The organism is Arthrobacter sp. B10-11 (genome assembly GCF_033142195.1).
Classification (GTDB): domain Bacteria; phylum Actinomycetota; class Actinomycetes; order Actinomycetales; family Micrococcaceae; genus Arthrobacter; species Arthrobacter oryzae_C.
Map to the genome: position 1 here is coordinate 168,834 of NZ_JAWMTH010000005.1, position 17,551 is coordinate 186,384.

General features: G+C 65.4%; 12 protein-coding genes and 1 tRNA gene. 12 read left to right on the plus strand and 1 reads right to left on the minus strand.

Annotation, left to right across the window (positions count from 1 at the left end):
• The first annotated feature begins 143 nt into the window (after positions 1 to 143).
• The 5 genes from RW112_RS16350 (at position 144) to RW112_RS16370 (ending at position 6,499) form a co-directional block, all read left to right on the plus strand.
• Positions 144 to 1,031 carry a TatD family hydrolase gene (locus tag RW112_RS16350; RefSeq protein ID WP_317782778.1) on the plus strand — a complete coding sequence of 296 codons (888 nt, stop codon included), beginning with the start codon at positions 144 to 146 and terminating at the stop codon, positions 1,029 to 1,031.
• 294 nt (positions 1,032 to 1,325) lie between these two features.
• Complete coding sequence (locus RW112_RS16355) at positions 1,326 to 2,480, plus strand: ubiquitin-like domain-containing protein (protein ID WP_317782779.1); 1,155 nt, start codon at positions 1,326 to 1,328, stop codon at positions 2,478 to 2,480.
• A gap of 197 nt (positions 2,481 to 2,677) precedes the next feature.
• Positions 2,678 to 3,565: a 16S rRNA (adenine(1518)-N(6)/adenine(1519)-N(6))-dimethyltransferase RsmA gene (gene rsmA, locus RW112_RS16360; protein WP_317782780.1), complete on the plus strand. Its 888-nt coding sequence runs from the start codon at positions 2,678 to 2,680 to the stop codon at positions 3,563 to 3,565.
• 82 nt (positions 3,566 to 3,647) lie between these two features.
• Positions 3,648 to 4,610, plus strand: a complete 963-nt coding sequence (locus tag RW112_RS16365; RefSeq protein WP_305940208.1) for a 4-(cytidine 5'-diphospho)-2-C-methyl-D-erythritol kinase — start codon at positions 3,648 to 3,650, stop codon at positions 4,608 to 4,610.
• Between the two features lie 62 nt (positions 4,611 to 4,672).
• On the plus strand, positions 4,673 to 6,499 hold the full coding sequence (locus RW112_RS16370; protein ID WP_317782781.1) for an ABC-F family ATP-binding cassette domain-containing protein: 1,827 nt from the start codon (positions 4,673 to 4,675) through the stop codon (positions 6,497 to 6,499).
• A 155-nt stretch (positions 6,500 to 6,654) separates the two neighbouring features.
• Here RW112_RS16370 and RW112_RS16375 read toward each other — a convergent pair whose 3' ends face one another.
• On the minus strand, positions 6,655 to 7,254 hold the full coding sequence (locus tag RW112_RS16375) for a TetR/AcrR family transcriptional regulator (RefSeq protein ID WP_305943572.1): 600 nt from the start codon (positions 7,252 to 7,254) through the stop codon (positions 6,655 to 6,657).
• Positions 7,255 to 7,454: 200 nt separating this feature from the next.
• Here RW112_RS16375 and RW112_RS16380 point away from each other — a divergent pair.
• The 7 genes from RW112_RS16380 to RW112_RS16410 all read left to right on the plus strand — a co-directional run bounded on the left by RW112_RS16380 (position 7,455) and on the right by RW112_RS16410 (position 17,347).
• A tRNA-Gln gene (locus RW112_RS16380) sits at positions 7,455 to 7,526 on the plus strand.
• A 92-nt stretch (positions 7,527 to 7,618) separates the two neighbouring features.
• Entirely contained in the window at positions 7,619 to 9,145 is a 1,527-nt protein-coding gene (glmU, locus tag RW112_RS16385) for a bifunctional UDP-N-acetylglucosamine diphosphorylase/glucosamine-1-phosphate N-acetyltransferase GlmU (RefSeq protein ID WP_317782782.1), read from the plus strand.
• Positions 9,142 to 10,122 carry a ribose-phosphate diphosphokinase gene (locus tag RW112_RS16390; protein WP_305940211.1) on the plus strand — a complete coding sequence of 327 codons (981 nt, stop codon included), beginning with the start codon at positions 9,142 to 9,144 and terminating at the stop codon, positions 10,120 to 10,122. Before glmU ends, RW112_RS16390 begins: the two co-directional genes overlap by 4 nt.
• A 222-nt stretch (positions 10,123 to 10,344) precedes the next feature.
• On the plus strand, positions 10,345 to 10,944 hold the full coding sequence (locus RW112_RS16395) for a 50S ribosomal protein L25/general stress protein Ctc (protein WP_317782783.1): 600 nt from the start codon (positions 10,345 to 10,347) through the stop codon (positions 10,942 to 10,944).
• A gap of 92 nt (positions 10,945 to 11,036) precedes the next feature.
• Positions 11,037 to 11,621: an aminoacyl-tRNA hydrolase gene (pth, locus tag RW112_RS16400; protein WP_317782784.1), complete on the plus strand. Its 585-nt coding sequence runs from the start codon at positions 11,037 to 11,039 to the stop codon at positions 11,619 to 11,621.
• A 292-nt stretch (positions 11,622 to 11,913) separates the two neighbouring features.
• Positions 11,914 to 14,589 (plus strand): helix-turn-helix transcriptional regulator, encoded by a 2,676-nt coding sequence (locus tag RW112_RS16405; RefSeq protein ID WP_317782785.1) that lies wholly within the window; start codon positions 11,914 to 11,916, stop codon positions 14,587 to 14,589.
• Complete coding sequence (locus RW112_RS16410) at positions 14,567 to 17,347, plus strand: helix-turn-helix transcriptional regulator (protein ID WP_317782786.1); 2,781 nt, start codon at positions 14,567 to 14,569, stop codon at positions 17,345 to 17,347. The genes RW112_RS16405 and RW112_RS16410 overlap by 23 nt, the downstream gene beginning before the upstream one ends.
• Positions 17,348 to 17,551: the final 204 nt, after the last annotated feature.

A 17,551-nucleotide genomic window follows, 5' to 3' on the forward strand; every position in this document is an offset into this window, starting at 1 on the left:
AAGTGCCGGCGCCCGCCGTCGGGCGTTCGCCCGTATGCCTACCAGACTACTAACACAACTGCCGGAGCTGACAGAGAGTTCCGGTATTTCCCGGCGGGATCCGGAGCGCCCGCGGGGCCCGGGCAGGAAGCTAGGGTAGGAGGATGAACACCCCGTTGACGCCAGCCCCGTTTCGCGCGCCCGGAAGCGACGGCTCCGGCAGGCATGGATATCCGCCCGCACCGGAACCGCTGCCCGTCCCGGTGATGGACAACCACACGCACCTGGACTTTCCGAACGGAGACGTGGCGGTGGACGTGTCCGCCGCCCTGGACGTTGCTGCCTCGGTGGGCGTGCAGGGAGCGGTGCAGGTTGGCTGCGACCTTGAGTCGTCAAGATTCACGGTGCAGGCCGTTGACCTGGACCAGCGGCTGCTTGGCGCGGTGGCTATCCACCCCAACGACGCGCCGGATTACGCCGCCCGGGGGGAGCTGGAGGATGCGCTGGCTGAGATCGAAGCTCTGGCGGCGCACCCCAGGATCCGCGCCATTGGTGAGACGGGCCTGGATTTCTTCCGTACCGAGGGGGAGGGGCTGAAACACCAGCGGTACTCGTTCCGGCGCCACATCGACATTGCCAGGCGCCTCGGCCTGACGCTGCAGATTCACGACCGTGACGCCCACGACGACGTCGTGCAGGTTTTGCGTGAAGAAGGCGCACCGGAACGGGTGGTGTTCCACTGCTTCTCCGGCGACGAAAAACTCGCCCGCACGTGCAATACCGAAGGCTGGTATATGTCCTTCGCAGGCACGGTGACGTTCAAGAACGCGGCTAACCTGCGCGCTGCGCTTCTGATTGCCGACCCCGCCCGCGTCCTCGTGGAGACGGATGCGCCATTCCTGACCCCGCATCCGTTCCGCGGCCGGCCGAATGCCAGTTACCTGATCCCGCATACGGTCCGGGCCATGGCCGAGTTGACAAGCACCGATTTGTCCGACATTTGTGCTCAAATAGCCCAAAATTCCCTGCAGGCGTACGGATCCTGGGACTGACGGCCCACCCGCTCAGGCGACCGTCAGGAATACCAGGTATGCACAAAATCTTGGCTGCTTTATAACGCTTCGATTACAGTGGATAACTATTAGCCGGGGTCGGGGAAGGCCTTCGGATAATTTCGCTCAGTTCCAGGTCCGTCTCGCGGCGGGTCCATTGAGTCCTGAGTGTGGCGGCGCACACGTCTGCTGCAAACAGCCGGACCGTGTCCGGAGTTGCCCTGAGGGTGTTTGCGTCGGTGGGTGATGTGCGTTTTTCCCCGTGCCCGGATGGTCCTAGAGTTACGGGCAATCGTGGTCAAGTTCTTCACTTCGGACGGCAAATTCAGTTTCGTCAAGGTCGGAGCCCAGTTGGTGGTGCTTTCTGCACTCGTGCTGGGCCTGGTGGCCTTCGTAGGCAACAACAAGACAGTCACCCTGAATGTGGACGGGAAAGTCAGCTCCGTGCAGACGTTCGGCGGGACCGTGGGCCAAGTGGTCAAGAGTGCCAAGGTGGAGCTGCAGCCCGCAGACCGGGTATCCCCGGCGGCGGACGCCCGCGTGGAGGATGGCTCTGTCATCAACGTCAACCTGGCCAAAGCCGTGAAGATCAGCCTCGACGGGGCCGAAAAAACGATCAACACCACGTCATCGAACGTCGAAGGCCTGGTCACCGAGCTCGGCGTCGCCAGTGCCTCGGAAGTCTCCGTACCCAAGGACGCCCAGCTGGCCGTCTCCGGTTCCTTCGTGGCCATCTCCACGCCCAAGACCGTGAGTATCCTGGCGGACGGCAAGGCCTCCAAGACAACCACGACGGCGGCCACCGTGGCCGAAGTCCTCAAGGACGCCGGGGTGACTGTCGGGGCCGGCGACCGCCTGTCCCAGCCCCGCAACGCGCACGTCGTCAACGACATGGCCATCAAGGTGTCCCGGGTGGATTCCTCGAAGACTGCCACCACCTCCGAAGACGTTCCCTTCGAGACCCTGAGCTCCGAAAGCGCCGAACTGTTTGTGGGCGAAAAAGAGGTCACCCAGGCGGGCGTCGCCGGCAAGGTGGACAAGAACTTCAAGCTGGTTCTGGTTGACGGCCGCGAAGCCTCACGGACCCTCGTGTCCGAGACCGTTTCCCTCCAGCCTGTGACCGAAAAGGTCCTGGTGGGGACCAAGGAAAAGCCCAAGGCCGAAGCTGCCGGTGCGAACACCGGTGCAGCGGCCCCCGCCATGATGAACGAAGCCATGTGGGACAAGATCGCGCAGTGCGAATCCACCGGTAACTGGTCCATCAACTCCGGCAACGGCTACTACGGCGGCCTGCAGTTCGACATCCAGACCTGGCTCGGCGCCGGCGGCGGGGCCTATGCACCCAACGCCAGCCTCGCAACAAAGGCACAGCAGATCGACATCGCCAACCGCGTCTACGCGCAGCGCGGCCTCCAGCCCTGGGGCTGCGGCTGGGCAGCCACCAGCTAGCAGGCACTCCAGCTGGCAGGTACTGCGACTGACTGCCGCGGCAGCTGACCACCGCCGCGGAAGTTTGAAGGCAAGGTTTGAAGGCCGGGTCCGGGATTACATCCGGACCCGGCCTTTCGCGTCTCCGGCCGAGTGCTGCACAGACCGCCGCAGCGCGGGCCAGCGGAAGCTCGAAGGCAACGGGATAGGATACCTAGGTGACTGAACCGACCCCCGCCGCCTCCGGCACCGCGCCCGCGCCACTGTTCGGCGCCTCCGATGTCCGCCGGCTCGCCGAGGAAATCGGAGTCCGCCCCACGAAGACGCTGGGCCAGAATTTCGTGATCGACGGCAATACCATCCGCCGGATCGTGGCTGCTGCGGACATTCACGCCGATGAGACCGTCCTGGAGGTCGGACCCGGACTCGGTTCCCTCACGCTCGGACTGCTCGACGCCGCCAAAACCGTTGTCGCCGTCGAAATCGATCCCGTCCTTGCAGCCAAACTACCGGGCACGGTGCAGCAGTGGCGCCCCCAAGCCGCCAAAGACTTCCACCTGGTGCTGGCAGACGCCATGAAAGTGACCGAACTGCCGGCGGAGCCCACAGCCCTGGTGGCGAACCTCCCGTACAACGTGGCGGTCCCGGTGGTACTCCACCTGCTGCAGCACTTCCCGAGCCTGCGGCACGGGCTGGTTATGGTGCAGGACGAGGTGGCGGACCGCCTGGCGGCCGGCCCCGGGTCCAAGACGTATGGCGTGCCGTCAGTGAAGGCAGCCTGGTACAGCAGCATGCGCAAGGCCGGTGTGATCGGGATGAACGTCTTCTGGCCGGCACCCAAGATCCACTCGGGGCTCGTAGCCTTCACCCGCCGTGAGCCTCCGGTGACCTCGGCAACCCGCGAACAGGTGTTCGCCGTGATTGATGCCGCCTTCGCCCAGCGCCGGAAGACCCTGCGGGCCGCCCTGGCCGGGTGGGCCGGAAGCGCGGCGGAAGCCGAACGCTGCCTGCTCGCGGCGGGCGTCGAGCCCACCGCCCGCGGCGAAGTGATCGACATCGCAGCCTTCGCACGCATTGCCGAAGCCCGCCAGGCCGCGCAGGGTTGAGGTCCGGGGCCACCGCCGCCTTCGGCGTCTCCCGGGAGTCGCATGCTTGGAGCCTGATGCCGCCATGCCATAGCTTGGACTCATGAACGCAGTGAGAGGGCGCTTTGCCGCGAGGACGGTCCGGGTCAAGGCTCCCGGCAAAATCAACGTCTCGCTGGATGTGGGCCCGCTGCGTGAGGACGGCTACCATTCCGTTGCCAGTGTCTACCTGGCGGTTTCGCTCTATGAGGAAGTGGCCGCAACCAGCACCGGCACTGAAGGCATCACGGTCAGCATCAGTCCGGCCAGCACGCTGGACCTGGCAGACGTTGACATCCCGCTCGACGAACGGAACCTCGCGTACAAGGCGGCCGCCATCATGGCCGACGTGTCCGAACACTCCACCGGCGTCCACTTGGAAATCACCAAGCGGGTCCCGGTTGCCGGCGGCATGGGCGGGGGCTCAGCCGACGCGGCAGCGACGCTGCTGGCCTGCGACGCCCTCTGGAACAGCGGGCTGTCCCGGGATGAGCTCGCCCACCTGGCGGCAGAACTCGGCGCCGATGTCCCGTTCTCCCTGCTTGGCGGCACGGCAGTCGGGCTGGGTGTGGGCGACGAGCTGTCGCCCGCGCTGGCCAAAGCGCAAATGGACTGGGTCCTGGTCACCGCTGACTACGGGCTGTCAACACCGGAGGTGTTCCGGACCCTGGACCGGCTCCGGCTTGCAGAAGGCGTCGCCGTGGAGGAACCCACCGCCGTGGATCCGAAGATCCTGCAGGCGCTGCGCAGCGGCGATGCGGATGCGCTCAGCCGGGTCCTGGTCAACGACCTCCAAAGGGCCTCCATTGAGCTGGCGCCGGGCCTCCGGGATACCCTTGGACTTGGCGAATCGTGCGGAGCCATCGCCGGTCTTGTGTCAGGCTCCGGCCCCACGGTGGCCCTGCTGACGCACAATCCCGCGGCGGCTGCCGGCCTCGCCGAGGAACTCAGCCATCATGGCCTGAATGCCCTCGCCGTCCACGGGCCGGTGCCCGGGGCGCGCATCATCTCCGATACGCTCCTTTAGTACTTCCGACTCCGGTCGCCCCCTTATGTTCAACGAATTTTCACCGAAGAAAGCAGTTCCCAGTGGCTCACCTGCTCGGCGGCGAGAACCTCACGGTCTCGTATGCAACCCGCACCGTCCTCGACGGCGTTACCCTCGGCCTTGAAGAGGGTGACCGGATCGGCATGGTGGGCCGCAACGGCGACGGCAAGTCCACCCTCATGCGCCTTCTGGCGATGCGCTCCACGCCGGATTCGGGACGGGTGACCAAGCGCAGCGAGGTCAACATCGGCTACCTGGACCAGAGCGATGTGCTCGACGGCGACCTGACGGTCGGCGCCGCCATCGTCGGGGACCAGGCTGACTACGAGTGGGCCCGCAACCCGCAGATCCGCGAGGTCATGGGCGGACTGGTGTCCGACGTCGACTGGCACGCCAACGTGCACGCGCTCTCCGGCGGCCAGAAACGGCGCGTGGCCCTGGCGAAGCTGCTGATCGAAGACCATGACGTGATCATGCTCGATGAGCCCACCAACCACCTCGACGTCGAAGGCGTCGCCTGGCTGTCACGCCACCTGAAGACCCGCTGGCGGGCCAACCAGGGCGCGTTCCTGGTGGTCACCCACGACCGCTGGTTCCTCGATGAAGTCTGCAATAAGACCTGGGAAATCCACGACGGGATCATGGACCCGTTCGAGGGCGGCTACGCGGCCTACGTCCTGGCCCGCGCCGAACGTGACCGCTCGGCCTCGGTCATGGAAAGCAAGCGCCAGCAGCTCGTCAAAAAGGAGCTCGCCTGGCTGCGCCGCGGCGCCCCGGCCCGGACGGCCAAGCCGAAGTTCCGCATCGAGGCAGCCAACGCGCTGATTGCCGATGTCCCGGAGCCCCGCGACTCGATGGCGCTCAGCAAGATGGCGACGGCGCGCCTTGGCAAGGACGTGCTGGACCTGGAGCACGTTTCACTGGACTTCCGCGGCGGCGAGCCCGGGCAGAAGCTCTTCGACAACATCACCCTCCGCCTTGCGCCGGGGGAGCGGCTGGGACTGGTCGGTGTCAACGGCGCCGGCAAGACCACCCTTCTCAAACTGCTCAACGGTGAAATCGAGCCCACCTCCGGCAAGGTCAAGCGCGGCAAGACGGTTGTCACCGCCGTGCTGACCCAGGAGGTCAAGGAACTCGACGACGTCAAGGACCTGCGCGTCATCGAAGTGATTGAGCGCGAAAAGCGTTCCTTCAACGTCGGCGGCAAGGAATTCAGTGCGGGCCAGCTCGTGGAACAGCTGGGCTTCACGAACGAGAAGCAGTGGACCCCGGTCAAGGACCTCTCCGGTGGCGAACGCCGCCGGCTTCAGCTTCTGCGCCTCCTTGTCGGTGAGCCGAACGTGCTGATGCTCGACGAGCCCACCAACGACCTCGACACGGACACCCTCGCCGCCGTCGAAGATGTCCTGGATGGCTGGCCGGGCACGCTCGTTGTGGTGAGCCACGACCGCTACCTGCTGGAGCGCGTCACGGACCACCAGATGGCGCTGTTGGGCGACGGCAAGATCCGCGCCCTGCCCCGCGGCGTGGACCAGTACTTGGAACTGCGCGAAGGCGCGCTGGCCGGCTCCACGATCACCGGCGGCGGCAACCCCGTGATCGGCGCCAGCGGCAGCGCGGCCCCCGCGGCCGCGGGCCCCTCGGAGGCCGAAAAGCGGGACGCCCGCAAGGCAAAGAACCGCATCGACCGCCAGCTGGGCAAGCTGACCCAGCAGGAAGAAAAGATCCACGCCCAGATGGTCAAGAGCACGGCCGACAACGACTTCGACGCCATGGCCGAGCTCAACAAAAAGCTCAAGGTTCTGGCCGAAGAACGCGAAGCCCTGGAACTCGAATGGCTCGAAGCCCTGGAAGTCCTCGGCGAGTAGGCATCCCGGAAGTATCGGCAATAGCGGAGCGGGGGACCTTCGCGTAGTCGCGCATCGCAGCGCATCGTGGCGTGAAGGTCGCCCAGCGACCGAAGCGTCACCTATGCGTCGTGTCTAAGCGACGGCGAAGGGCGCCTGCGCCGCGAAGGTGCGCACTAAGCCTCGCTGCGGAGTTCCGGTTCCTTCTGCAGGCCGGTGAGGCCGTTCCAGGCGAGGTTCACCAGGTGCGCGGCCACGGCACGCTTGTCCGGGGTGCGGCTGTCCTGCCACCACTGCCCGGTCATCGCCACCATTCCCACCAGCATCTGGGCGTACATTGCGCCGTCGGCGGCGCTGAAGCCGCGGCGGGCGAATTCGTCCGACAGGATGTGCTCCACCCGGGCGGTGACGTGCGAGAGCAGGGTGGAGAAAGCGCCTTCGGGCTGGGACGGCGGGGCGTCGCGCATGAGGATCCGGAAGCCGTCGGTGCGGTCCTCGATGTAGGTCAGCAGCGCCAGCGCGGCCCGCTCCACCTGGACCCGTGGCTTGGCTTCGTCCGTGAGGGCGTCGTTGATTGCTGCCAGCAGGATCCGGAACTCATGCTCCACCACCTGGGTGTACAGGCCTTCCTTGGATCCGAAGTGCTCGTAGATCACAGGCTTCGACACTCCGGCAGCAGCGGCGATCTCTTCGATCGTGGTGCCGTCCAGGCCCCGGATCGCGAATAGCCCGCGTCCGATTTCGATCAGCTGTGAGCGCCGCTGCGCCCCGGTCATGCGGAGCCGGGGCACGTATCCGGGGGCCCTGACGGGCCTGCCTGGATGGTTTCCGGCACCCTCGGGCGCACCGTTGATCTTGCTCACCGTCCCATCATGCCTTAAGGGGAATGCGTTGGCCGGTGGGCACCGAGTCGCACGCGTGCCGACCTTCGTGGCAGAATTGGTTCTCGTGCCGCCGGGCCATGGCCCGGGCACGGTCCGCTCTGGTGTAATGGCAGCACCCCGGCCTTTGGAGCCGTGGAGTATAGGTTCGAATCCTATGGGCGGAACTGCCGCTGGTGACGGGTGACGTACCCGGAACAGGCCGGCAAGGTGTGAAAGTGCGCGCAACTGAGATCCACCAAGCAAGGAGAGCCTGTACGTGAGCCCCGAGACAACCGGCCCCGCCGCCGTCATCGTCCTAGCTGCAGGGGCCGGTACCCGGATGAAATCGCGTACCCCCAAGATCCTCCACGAAATCGGCGGACTGTCGCTGGTGGGCCATGCCCTGCGTGCCGCCCGCACCATCGATCCCCGGCAGCTTGCCATTGTGGTCCGGCACGAGCGCGACCTCGTGGCAGCGCACTTGTCCTCGCTCGATCCTGCAGCCCTGATCGTTGACCAGGATGACGTGCCCGGCACCGGCCGCGCGGTGCAGGCTGCGGTGGAAGCCCTCGACGCCGGCGGCCCGCTCAGCGGCACCGTGGTGGTGACGTACGGCGACGTTCCCCTTCTCTCGGCGGAACTGCTTGCCGAACTGGTCCTGATCCACGAACACGAACGCAACGCCGTCACAGTCCTGACCGCCGTCCTGGACGATGCCGCCGGCTATGGGCGCATCCTCCGCGCCGCCGACGGCACCGTCACCGGCATCCGCGAACACAAGGATGCTTCGGACGAGGAACGCGAAATCCGCGAAATCAATTCGGGGATTTACGCGTTTGACGCCGACGTCCTTCGCGACGCCTTGGCTCATGTCACCACGGACAACGCGCAGGGCGAGATGTACCTGACCGACGTCCTGGGGCTTGCCCGTTCCGCCGGAGGGCGCGTGGCCGCCGTGGTCACCACCGACCGCTGGCAGGTGGAAGGCGCCAACGACCGCGTCCAGCTCTCCGCGCTGGGAGCCGAACACAACCGCCGCACCGTCGAAGCCTGGATGCGTGCGGGCGTCACGGTCGTGGACCCTTCCACCACCTGGATCGACTCCACGGTGACGCTGGCAGAGGACGTCCGGATCCTGCCCAATACCCAGCTGCACGGCGCAACAACCGTGGCGCGGGACGCCGTCGTCGGCCCCGACACCACGCTGACCGACGTCGCTGTGGGCGAAGGCGCCAAGGTGACCCGGACGCACGGATCCGGCGCCACGATCGGGGCCAACGCCAGCGTCGGGCCGTTTACCTACCTCCGCCCGGGAACGGTGCTGGGCGAGACCGGGAAGATCGGCGCCTTCTACGAGACGAAAAACGTGACGATCGGCCGCGGTTCGAAGTTGTCGCACCTGGGCTACGCCGGCGACGCGGAGATCGGCGAGGACACCAACATCGGCTGTGGCAACATCACAGCCAATTACGACGGCGAGAACAAGCACCGCACGGTGATCGGATCGGGCGTGCGCACGGGTTCCAACACCGTTTTCGTTGCTCCGGTCCAGGTGGGCGACGGCGCCTACAGCGGCGCCGGGGCAGTGATCCGACAGGACGTGCCCGCCGGCGCCCTGGCCATTTCGGTGGCCAAGCAGCGGAACTCGGAGGGCTGGGTCGTCTCGCACCGGCCGGGCTCCATCTCAGCAGTACTGGCCGAAGCCGCGGGGGCAACGGCGCCGGTCAGCGAAACGGCAGCGGCTCAGCCGTCCCAGGTTTCTCCAAGTACCCCGGCATCTACAGAAGAAGGCAAGCAATCATGACCGAAATTACGGCACGCGGCGAGAAGAAACTGGTTCTCGCCGCTGGGCGGGCACACCCCGAGCTTGCACGGGAGATCGCCAAGGAGCTGGGTACGGAACTGCTGCCGGTGGATGCCTACGATTTTGCCAACGGGGAAATCTACGTGCGCGCCGGGGAAAGCGTCCGCGGCACCGACGCCTTCGTGATCCAGGCGCACCCGGCGCCGCTGAACAACCACCTGATGGAACAGCTGATCATGATTGATTCGCTGAAGCGGGCATCCGCCAAGCGCATCACCGTGGTTTCGCCGTTCTACCCGTATTCCCGCCAGGACAAGAAGGGCCGCGGCCGCGAGCCGATTTCGGCCCGTCTGGTGGCCGACCTGTACAAGACCGCCGGTGCGGACCGCATCATGAGCGTTGACCTGCACACGTCACAGATCCAGGGATTCTTCGACGGCCCCGTGGACCACCTCATGGCCATCCCGCTGCTGGCTGACTACATCCGCACCCGGGTGGCAGCGGACAACATCACCGTGGTCTCGCCGGACACGGGCCGCGTCCGTGTGGCCGAGCAGTGGGCAGAGCGCCTCGGCGGTGCCCCGTTGGCCTTCGTCCACAAGAGCCGTGACCTCACGGTTCCCAACCAGGCTGTCTCCAAGACCGTCGTGGGCCAGATCGAGGGCCGCACCTGCGTCCTGATCGACGACATGATCGACACCGGCGGAACCATCTCCGGCGCCGTCCAGGTGCTGAAGAACGCCGGCGCCAAGGACGTCATCATCGCGGCGACCCACGCTGTCTTCTCCGACCCGGCTGCCCGGCGGCTGGCCGAGTCCGGTGCCCGCGAAGTGGTGGTCACCGACACCCTGCCCATTTCGGCTGACAAGCGCTTCCCGCAGCTGACGGTGCTGTCCATCGCACCGTTGATTGCACGCGCCATCCGCGAAGTGTTCGACGACGGCTCCGTCACCAGCCTTTTCGACGGCAACGCCTGAGCGCACTGACCCTCAGCCTGCCGGCGTCGGGCCCCGTTTTCAGGAACGGGGCCCGACGCTGGTAAGCTGGTCCACGATACCTTGGCGAGGGAGAGCAGTCTCCGTTATCGACTGGGTCTGAATCTCCCTTCTTGAAGGGCCGGCCACGGGCCGCCCCGGCGTTGAAGGTCGCAAACAGACCTCCGCCCTTGCTGAACACCGTTTAGATTCAAGGAGATATTCATGTCTGAGCAGAAGCTCGCAGCAGAAGTACGCACCGAATTCGGCAAGGGTTTCGCCCGCCGCGCCCGCATGGCCAACCTCATTCCGGCTGTCATCTACGGCCACGGCGCAGACCCGATCCACATCACCCTTCCGGCCAAGGCCACCACGCTGGCCGTCCGCGTGCCCAACGCCCTGCTCTCCCTCGACATCAACGGCGAAGGCCACCTGGCCATCGTCAAGGACGTCCAGCGCGACCCGATCAAGCAGATCGTTGAGCACATCGACCTCCTCACCGTCCGCAAGGGCGAGAAGGTCACCGTGGACGTCCCCGTGCACGTGACCGGTGAGCTTGCTCCGGGCAACGTCTATAACCAGGAAATGACCGTCGTTTCGCTCGAGGCCGAGGCGACGCACCTGCCCACCGCCGTCGAGGTCAGCATCGAAGGCCGCGCGGCCGGCGAGCACATCCACGCCTCCGACCTGGTCCTGCCGAAGGGCTCCGTCCTGCTGGCTGACCCGGAATCCCTGGTCGTCAACATCTCCGAGGCCACCGAGGTCACCGAGGAAGAGGCTTCCGAGGAAGCAACCGCCGTGGCAACCGAGGCCGCAGCCGAGTAATTCGGCAACCGGTTCAGCAGTGGCCGGGTCCCCGTCGGGGCCCGGCCACTGCCGTGTTAAAAGCCCGATTGTATTAACCCTAGGATTGACGCATGACTGACACCTGGCTGATCGTAGGCCTTGGCAACCCCGGCACCGAATACAGCAACAACCGGCACAACGTCGGCCAGAAGGTGCTTGATGAACTGGCCCGCCGGGTGGGCGGCAGTTTCAAAGTGCACAGGGCACGCGCCCATGTGCTTGAGGGCCGCCTCGGCATCGGGGGGCCCCGCGTCGTCCTGGCCAAGCCGATGAGCTACATGAACGTCTCCGGGGGACCGGTATCCGCGCTGGCGAAGTTCTACGACATCGATCCCGAGCACGTCGTCGCGGTCCATGACGAAATCGACATTCCCTTTAACACCGTCAAACTAAAGATCGGCGGCGGCGAGGGAGGACACAACGGCCTGCGGGACATTTCGAAGGCCCTGGCCACCAAGGAATACCTGAGGGTCCGCGTCGGGGTGGGCCGTCCGCCGGGACGGATGGACACCGCCGACTTCGTATTGAAGGACTTCTCCACCGTCGAAAAGAAGGAGCTGCCTTTCCTCCTGGACGACGCCGCCGATGCAGTGGAGGCAGTGGTCAAGGACGGGCTCGCGGCCGCACAGCAGAAATATCACACGGCACTTCAGTAACGTTGTCCCAAAACCGCTTTGAGAGGGTAACCTGCGGGTGGGGGACTGGTCACGGTTGGTGCAGTGCAATTGGTTAACCAATTGCATAAATGCGGCCTAATTGTTTAGCCATACCTGCTATGGTAATTTTCACATTCAAGGCCTTGTTGCCTCGTTTGGCGGCATCGGAAAACTGAACACCCGACGGCTCAGCCAAGTCGCATCAGCTCGAGCCACGAAGGTAGCGTGATCGATCGTGCTTGCATCACCAGGCTCTGAACATGGGGGGCTGCTGGAGACGGAACGCCGGGGCATGGGAGCCTCAGAGCGTCGTAAGTGGTCGTCTCTGGTCAGGCAGGACCTTCAGGCGTCCGTTGTATCGATCCTTGGCGATAACGATCTTCACGGCGTCGTTGTAGTAGGTGCGCAGGGCGTCGGCAAGTCCACGTTTGCACGTGCGGTGGAGTCCCAGCTGGTGGGGAAGATGCACGTCATCCACCTGCACGGAACAACCACGGATCCCGCCATTCCCTTTGGCCAACTCGCGTTTCTCGTGGCAAGGCTTCCCGGCCATGTGCTGGAATCGCCCGGCGAAATTGTCCACGGCATTTCCCGGCTCATCCGCGAGGACGCCGCCGGACGTCCGGTTCTGGTGGTACTCGAGGACCTGCCGGCCATCGACAGCATGAGCACCGCTGTCCTGATGCACCTCATCCTGAGCGGCGCTGCGAAGCTCATGGTGACCGTCCGGAACGTCACGGACATGCCGGAAGACCTGATCCGGCTCCTTCGCAACAATTCACTCGAGGAAGTCCGGCTGGAGGTCTTCACCCGGCCGGAAGTGAGCAAATTGCTTGCCGGAGTCCTCGGGCGCCCTGTGACTGCCACCGCGGCCAGTTCCCTCTACGCCGCGAGTGGCGGAAACCCGCTGGTTCTGCAGGCGATTGTCATTGAGCAACTTCGTTCGGGCAACCTCCACCTTGCCGGAAAAGTCTGGGCGCTTCGCGGCGGCATCAACCTCGCGGAAGCCGATGCCCTGGTGGACCTGGTCCGGTCCAGGCTGTCACGTGAGACACCCAAGGTCAAAGAGGGACTGGAGTGGCTGGCCCTGATCCGCCGGGTCCCCCTGTTCGTCCTGCTCGATGTCCTGGACCCCGCAGTCGTTGCCGACCTAGAAAAGGCAGGTTACCTGCAGGTGGGCGAGACGGGCCGTCGCTGGGTGAGCCTGAAAGATGAGTACGTGGGCGAAGTGATACGGGGCTGGATGGACCTGCCGCGTCGCAAGGAGCTCCACCAGCTCGTCGCGAGGGTTGTGGGTGCAACCCCTGCAGAGATGGATGTCGAAGAGCTCCTCGGTTATGTGGCCTGGACACTTGACTGCGGTGAACCCGTGGAGCCGGCGTTTGCACTGGCCGCGGCTGCTGCGGCGAACCGGCTGTTCGATCCGGTGTTCGCACTGGAGGCCCTGTCGCAGATCCACGTCGGAGACCCGCATTGGGCTGAGGCAGCCCGGCAGCGTGCGGCCGCCTACATGACCCTGGCCGAACACGAACCGGCAGTGGCAGTCCTGGAGGAAGTCACGCCCGAGCAGTTGTCTGAGCTTCCCGCGACCGCGTACGCGGGGTACGTGCAGGACTTCTGCAGTGCGCTGCTCTGGGTCCACGGCGGATACACCCGGATCGCGGGCATCCTTTCGGCGGCCCGGCAGGAGCTGGCACGGCGGGAGAGGGCATCCATCGGCAATGAAACGCCGGCCGACTTTGCCCGCGCGCATGAGCTGGTCAGGCTCGCCGAATTCGAGCAGATGATCCACCAGGGCGACTATGAAGCCGTTGCCGAGGACCTGGAGCGGGCCTACAAGGAAGACGGCGATCCGCTGTATGTCCTCAACTGCGCCTGCCTGCTGACCATGGCCTGGGCAATCTTGGGCAGGGAAGCGGACGCCATTGCCCTGGCGGCCGAGATTGAGCACCGCATGGAGCAGTCACACGTGGCGCCCGGGATGCTGGGCTGGAAGGCTGAAGGCCTGTTTGCTGCCCTGCTCTGCAGCGGCCAGTGGGAGGACTGCGTCCGGATACTCACGGAAGCCCTGGACCAGAAACCCAAAATCATGCAGTATCTCGGCGGGGCGGCCGAACTCGCGCTGGGCGTGGCCTACACCTACGCCGGCCGGGCCGACCTCGCCATCGACACGCTGCTGGGTGCCCAGGCCCAGCTGGAAATCAGGCGGAGCTATTACGGACCGTCACTGGCCTGCTCCGCGCTGGCCTTCGCCTATGCCCAGGGCGGTGATATCCAGGAATCCCGCAACTTCCTGGACCTGGCTGCCCAGGAGGAGCAGCACGTCGCCTGGTTCACCTCCTGGATGGCTGACTTCTGCGTGCGGATGGCCAAGCGGTGGCTCAAGGACCCTGGCGCCAAACAGAAGCTGATCGAGTCCGCCCACGAGGATATTTCCAAGGGGCGGACAACCACTGCCTCCATCAGCCTGTTCGGTGCTACCGTGCATGGAACGGAGGAAGAACTGGTCCTGCTGACCGAGGTTTCCTCCCGCCGGCAAGGGAAAATGGCCAGCGTCAACCGGCTGGTCGGGGAGGGGAGCAGGAAGAAGGACTCCAAGGTCCTGCTTGAGGCGGCGTCACTGGCCCACGAACTCCACCTCGACGCGGTGGAATCCAGGTGCGTGGTGCTGGCGCTGGACATCGCGAGGGAAAAGGGGGACTCCCAATCCGCACGGGCAGCCCAGCATCGTCTGGACCGCCTCGTGGAGACGCTCCCTGTGCTGCCGCTGATGCCGCACACAGTGGGACCGGAACTGACGGAACGGGAACGGCAGGTTGCCAGGATGGCCAGCCAGGGATTGAGCAACAAGGAAGTCGCCAACCGGCTGCAGCTTTCCATACGTACTGTGGAAGGCCATCTCTACCAGATCTTCACGAAAATGGGGATTTCATCGAGGAGTGAGCTTGAAGGATCCGCTCAAGTCTGACGGGAAGGCTTCGGGGCGGTCGCGCGCCGGGACCCGGCGCCAGAATGCTGATGAACCCTGGATCGACCGGGGGGATATGTTGTCGGCAGTCAAGGATGCCCTTGCGTCTGATGACTGCTGGGCCGTGTTCGTGGTGGGCGACGCCGGGCTGGGAGCGTCGTCGTTGCTGGCGCAGTTGAACAACTCCGGAAACGGCCGGCAGGCCGTCATGACTGTCCACGGAAGCCCCTCACTTTCGCCGGTTCCGTACGGGGCGTTGTCCCCCTACCTGGCTGACCTCTCCGTTGAGGACGTCACATCCAAGGTGGCCGTCCTGCGGGCGTTGTGGACGCACCTCGAAAATGTCAGGAAGAGCCCGGGACCCGCCCTGTTGCTGGTCGACGACGCCCATGACCTCGACACCGCCACGGCCGAGATGATTGCTGAACTTGTCCAGGCCGGCTGGGCCAAACTCGTGGCCACCTGCATTCCGCGGCCCGGCATACCGCAGCCGCTGCTCCGGCTCTGGCACGACGGTACGGCCGAACGTTTCGATATTGCCCCGCTGACCATGGAACAGGGGCATCGTCTCTGCGAAGCGTTGCTCCAGGGCAAAGTCCTCAACAGCACTTCGCGTGAATACTGGCAGGAGGCGGGAGGGAACACCCTGCTTCTCAAGACGCTGGTCCGCGAGGCCCAGCGTTCCGGCGACCTGATCCAGCGCAACGGGGTGTGGCTCAATGCGGGCTCGTCCCATGTCCGCACGCTGGAGCTCACCGCCGTCGTCAAGGTCCAGCTCATGCGTATTTCGGCCGACGGCCGGGAAGCACTGAACCTCATCGCGCTGGCGGAACCCGTGGACAGAACGCTCGTAGGGGAGATCGCGGGCGAGCCTGCCGTCAAGGAATTGCTGGACCAGCGGCTCGTCGTCCAATCGGTGGACAGCGAACCAACGCTCCGGCTGGTCAGCCCGGTCTACGGGGAGGTCCTGCGCCGGATCGTTCCCGCCGCCCGAAGCCTGCAGTTGCACAAGGAACTCGTGTCCCGGATGGAGATCTCCGTCGACAAGCCGGAGTCGCTGCTTCGGATAGTTTCCTGGTCCCTGGACTGCGGGGCAGAAGTGCCGGGCCGCCTGCTGATCCGGGCGGCTGTTCTGGCCTGCAAGCTCTTCCAGAGTGAAACGGCCCTGCGCATCGCCTGGGCCGTGCGGGACCCCGAACTGCAACAGACTGCACGGGCCGTGATGGCCCGCTCGCACTATAACCTCGGACACTACGACGAAGCAGCCGCCCTTCTGAACGTGAACGTGGACACCGGAAACGGTCTGGTGCATATGGCCGTAAACAGCCTCCTGAGGTCCGCCACCCGGACCGCACTCGGGCACCCCGCCGCGGATATCGCAGAGGATGCCCGCCGCCTCCGGCAGTGGGGCCAGGAAGAGGCTGCGGCCAAGCCTGCGGACTCGGCAGCCATCCTCAAGGTCACGGCGCGCAGGGCGTCCCTGGTGGAACTCATGGCGTATTCGCTCTCCGGCGATTACAGCCAGATGGGCCCCCGGCTGGATGAGCTACTCGAAGCCGGCGGGTGGGCTGGGGAACCCGACGGAGCCCTCACCAGGTCCATGGCGCTGGCACTGCAGGCCGAGCGGCTGTGCGCGCTGGGATATCCCCTTCAGGGGCGCCAACTTGCCATGGAGGCCTACGGCCAGGCCCAGCCTCCCGACAACGACATCTTCTTCCTCCCCGAGTTCATCGTTGTCCGACTTGTCGCCTGCGATCTGGCCGCCGGTGAGTGGGCCGAGGCGCAACAGCTCCTGGACGGGTACGCGGAGACGTCCTTCGGATCCGCCATGGTTTCATTCAGCGGCGCCGCCTACGTAGTGATGGGCTACATTGCCGTGCGGCAGGGAAAGCTCGCCGACGCCCTGGAGCTGCTGACCACAGGGCTCGAGGCCCTCCGCGACAGTGACCCCCAGCAGATGTTCCGGTTCTGCGCATCCATGGCCTTCTATGTGGCGGCCGCCCAGGGCCTCAAAACGGAGGCAGGCAGGCTGAAGTCTGACTACGAGGCATGGGGCGAGCGCGGCATGCATCTGGTCACAGCTTTTGCCCGGGATTTTCTGGCCGCCGGTGAGGAACACCTGGCGGGGGATGGAGCCGGCCTCGCGGCCCTGCACCGGAGTGCTGAGGAAGCCGCGGAACAGAATGCCGTCTTCCTGGAGCTGAACGCCCTCGCCATGGCCCTCGGCCTTGGCGACACCACCAGGCTCGAGCGGCTGCGGGAGCTTGCCGGCTCAGTGGAAGGAACCTGGGCGGCGGCGCTGGCGGAGTACTGTGCGGCCCTCTCGAGTGGCAGCGCTGAAATCTACCTCCGTGCAGGGGACGCCCTCTTCACTGCCTCGGCGTTCCAGTTGGCCTCTGATGCGTATGCGGCCGCGCTGGCCTCATTGGACCGGAGCCGCAACCGGGAGCTGGCTGCCTTGGCACGCGCCGGCGTCGCGCGGTGTAACGAAGAGCTGGGCCACGCCGGCACCGAAGCCCAGCCGGACACGGTGGCTCCGATCCTGACAAAGCGTGAGCGGAACATTGTTGGACTGGCGGCAACGGGACTCAGCGACCGGATGATCGCGGACAAGCTGCAAATCTCGGTCCGTACGGTGGAAGGCCACCTTTACCGTTGCTACCTGAAGCTTGGGATTGCAGGACGTGATGAACTGGCCGCGGCGGCAGGACTCGCAGAGGATCCGGGAGTGCAAGTTAAGAAAGCACCCGGGACATGAGTACCTGGTCGACCGGGTACTACCCGAAGACCCGGCTGCATCCGTTGGCCGCCGCGACTTGTTAACTATCTTGCTGCGTCCGTAGCAGCTGCCGGAACCGTTTTCGGCCCCGGATCCGCGGACCCGCGTGGCCTGACAGGGCGTCCAGGGGTACTTGCTTTCCGAGTACAGGTATGGGTGACAGGCAAATTCGAGTACTCACTA

What these genes read in the sequence shown, in the direction of transcription:
- RW112_RS16395 (WP_317782783.1), top strand. Translation starts at nt 10,345, where the DNA reads ATGTCTGAGCAGAAGCTCGCAGCAGAAGTACGCACCGAATTCGGCAAG.
- RW112_RS16365 (WP_305940208.1), top strand. Translation starts at nt 3,648, where the DNA reads ATGAACGCAGTGAGAGGGCGCTTTGCCGCGAGGACGGTCCGGGTCAAG.
- RW112_RS16405 (WP_317782785.1), top strand. Translation starts at nt 11,914, where the DNA reads ATGGGAGCCTCAGAGCGTCGTAAGTGGTCGTCTCTGGTCAGGCAGGAC.
- RW112_RS16350 (WP_317782778.1), top strand. Translation starts at nt 144, where the DNA reads ATGAACACCCCGTTGACGCCAGCCCCGTTTCGCGCGCCCGGAAGCGAC.
- RW112_RS16390 (WP_305940211.1), top strand. Translation starts at nt 9,142, where the DNA reads ATGACCGAAATTACGGCACGCGGCGAGAAGAAACTGGTTCTCGCCGCT.
- pth (WP_317782784.1), top strand. Translation starts at nt 11,037, where the DNA reads ATGACTGACACCTGGCTGATCGTAGGCCTTGGCAACCCCGGCACCGAA.
- RW112_RS16375 (WP_305943572.1), bottom strand. Translation starts at nt 7,254, where the DNA reads ATGACCGGGGCGCAGCGGCGCTCACAGCTGATCGAAATCGGACGCGGG.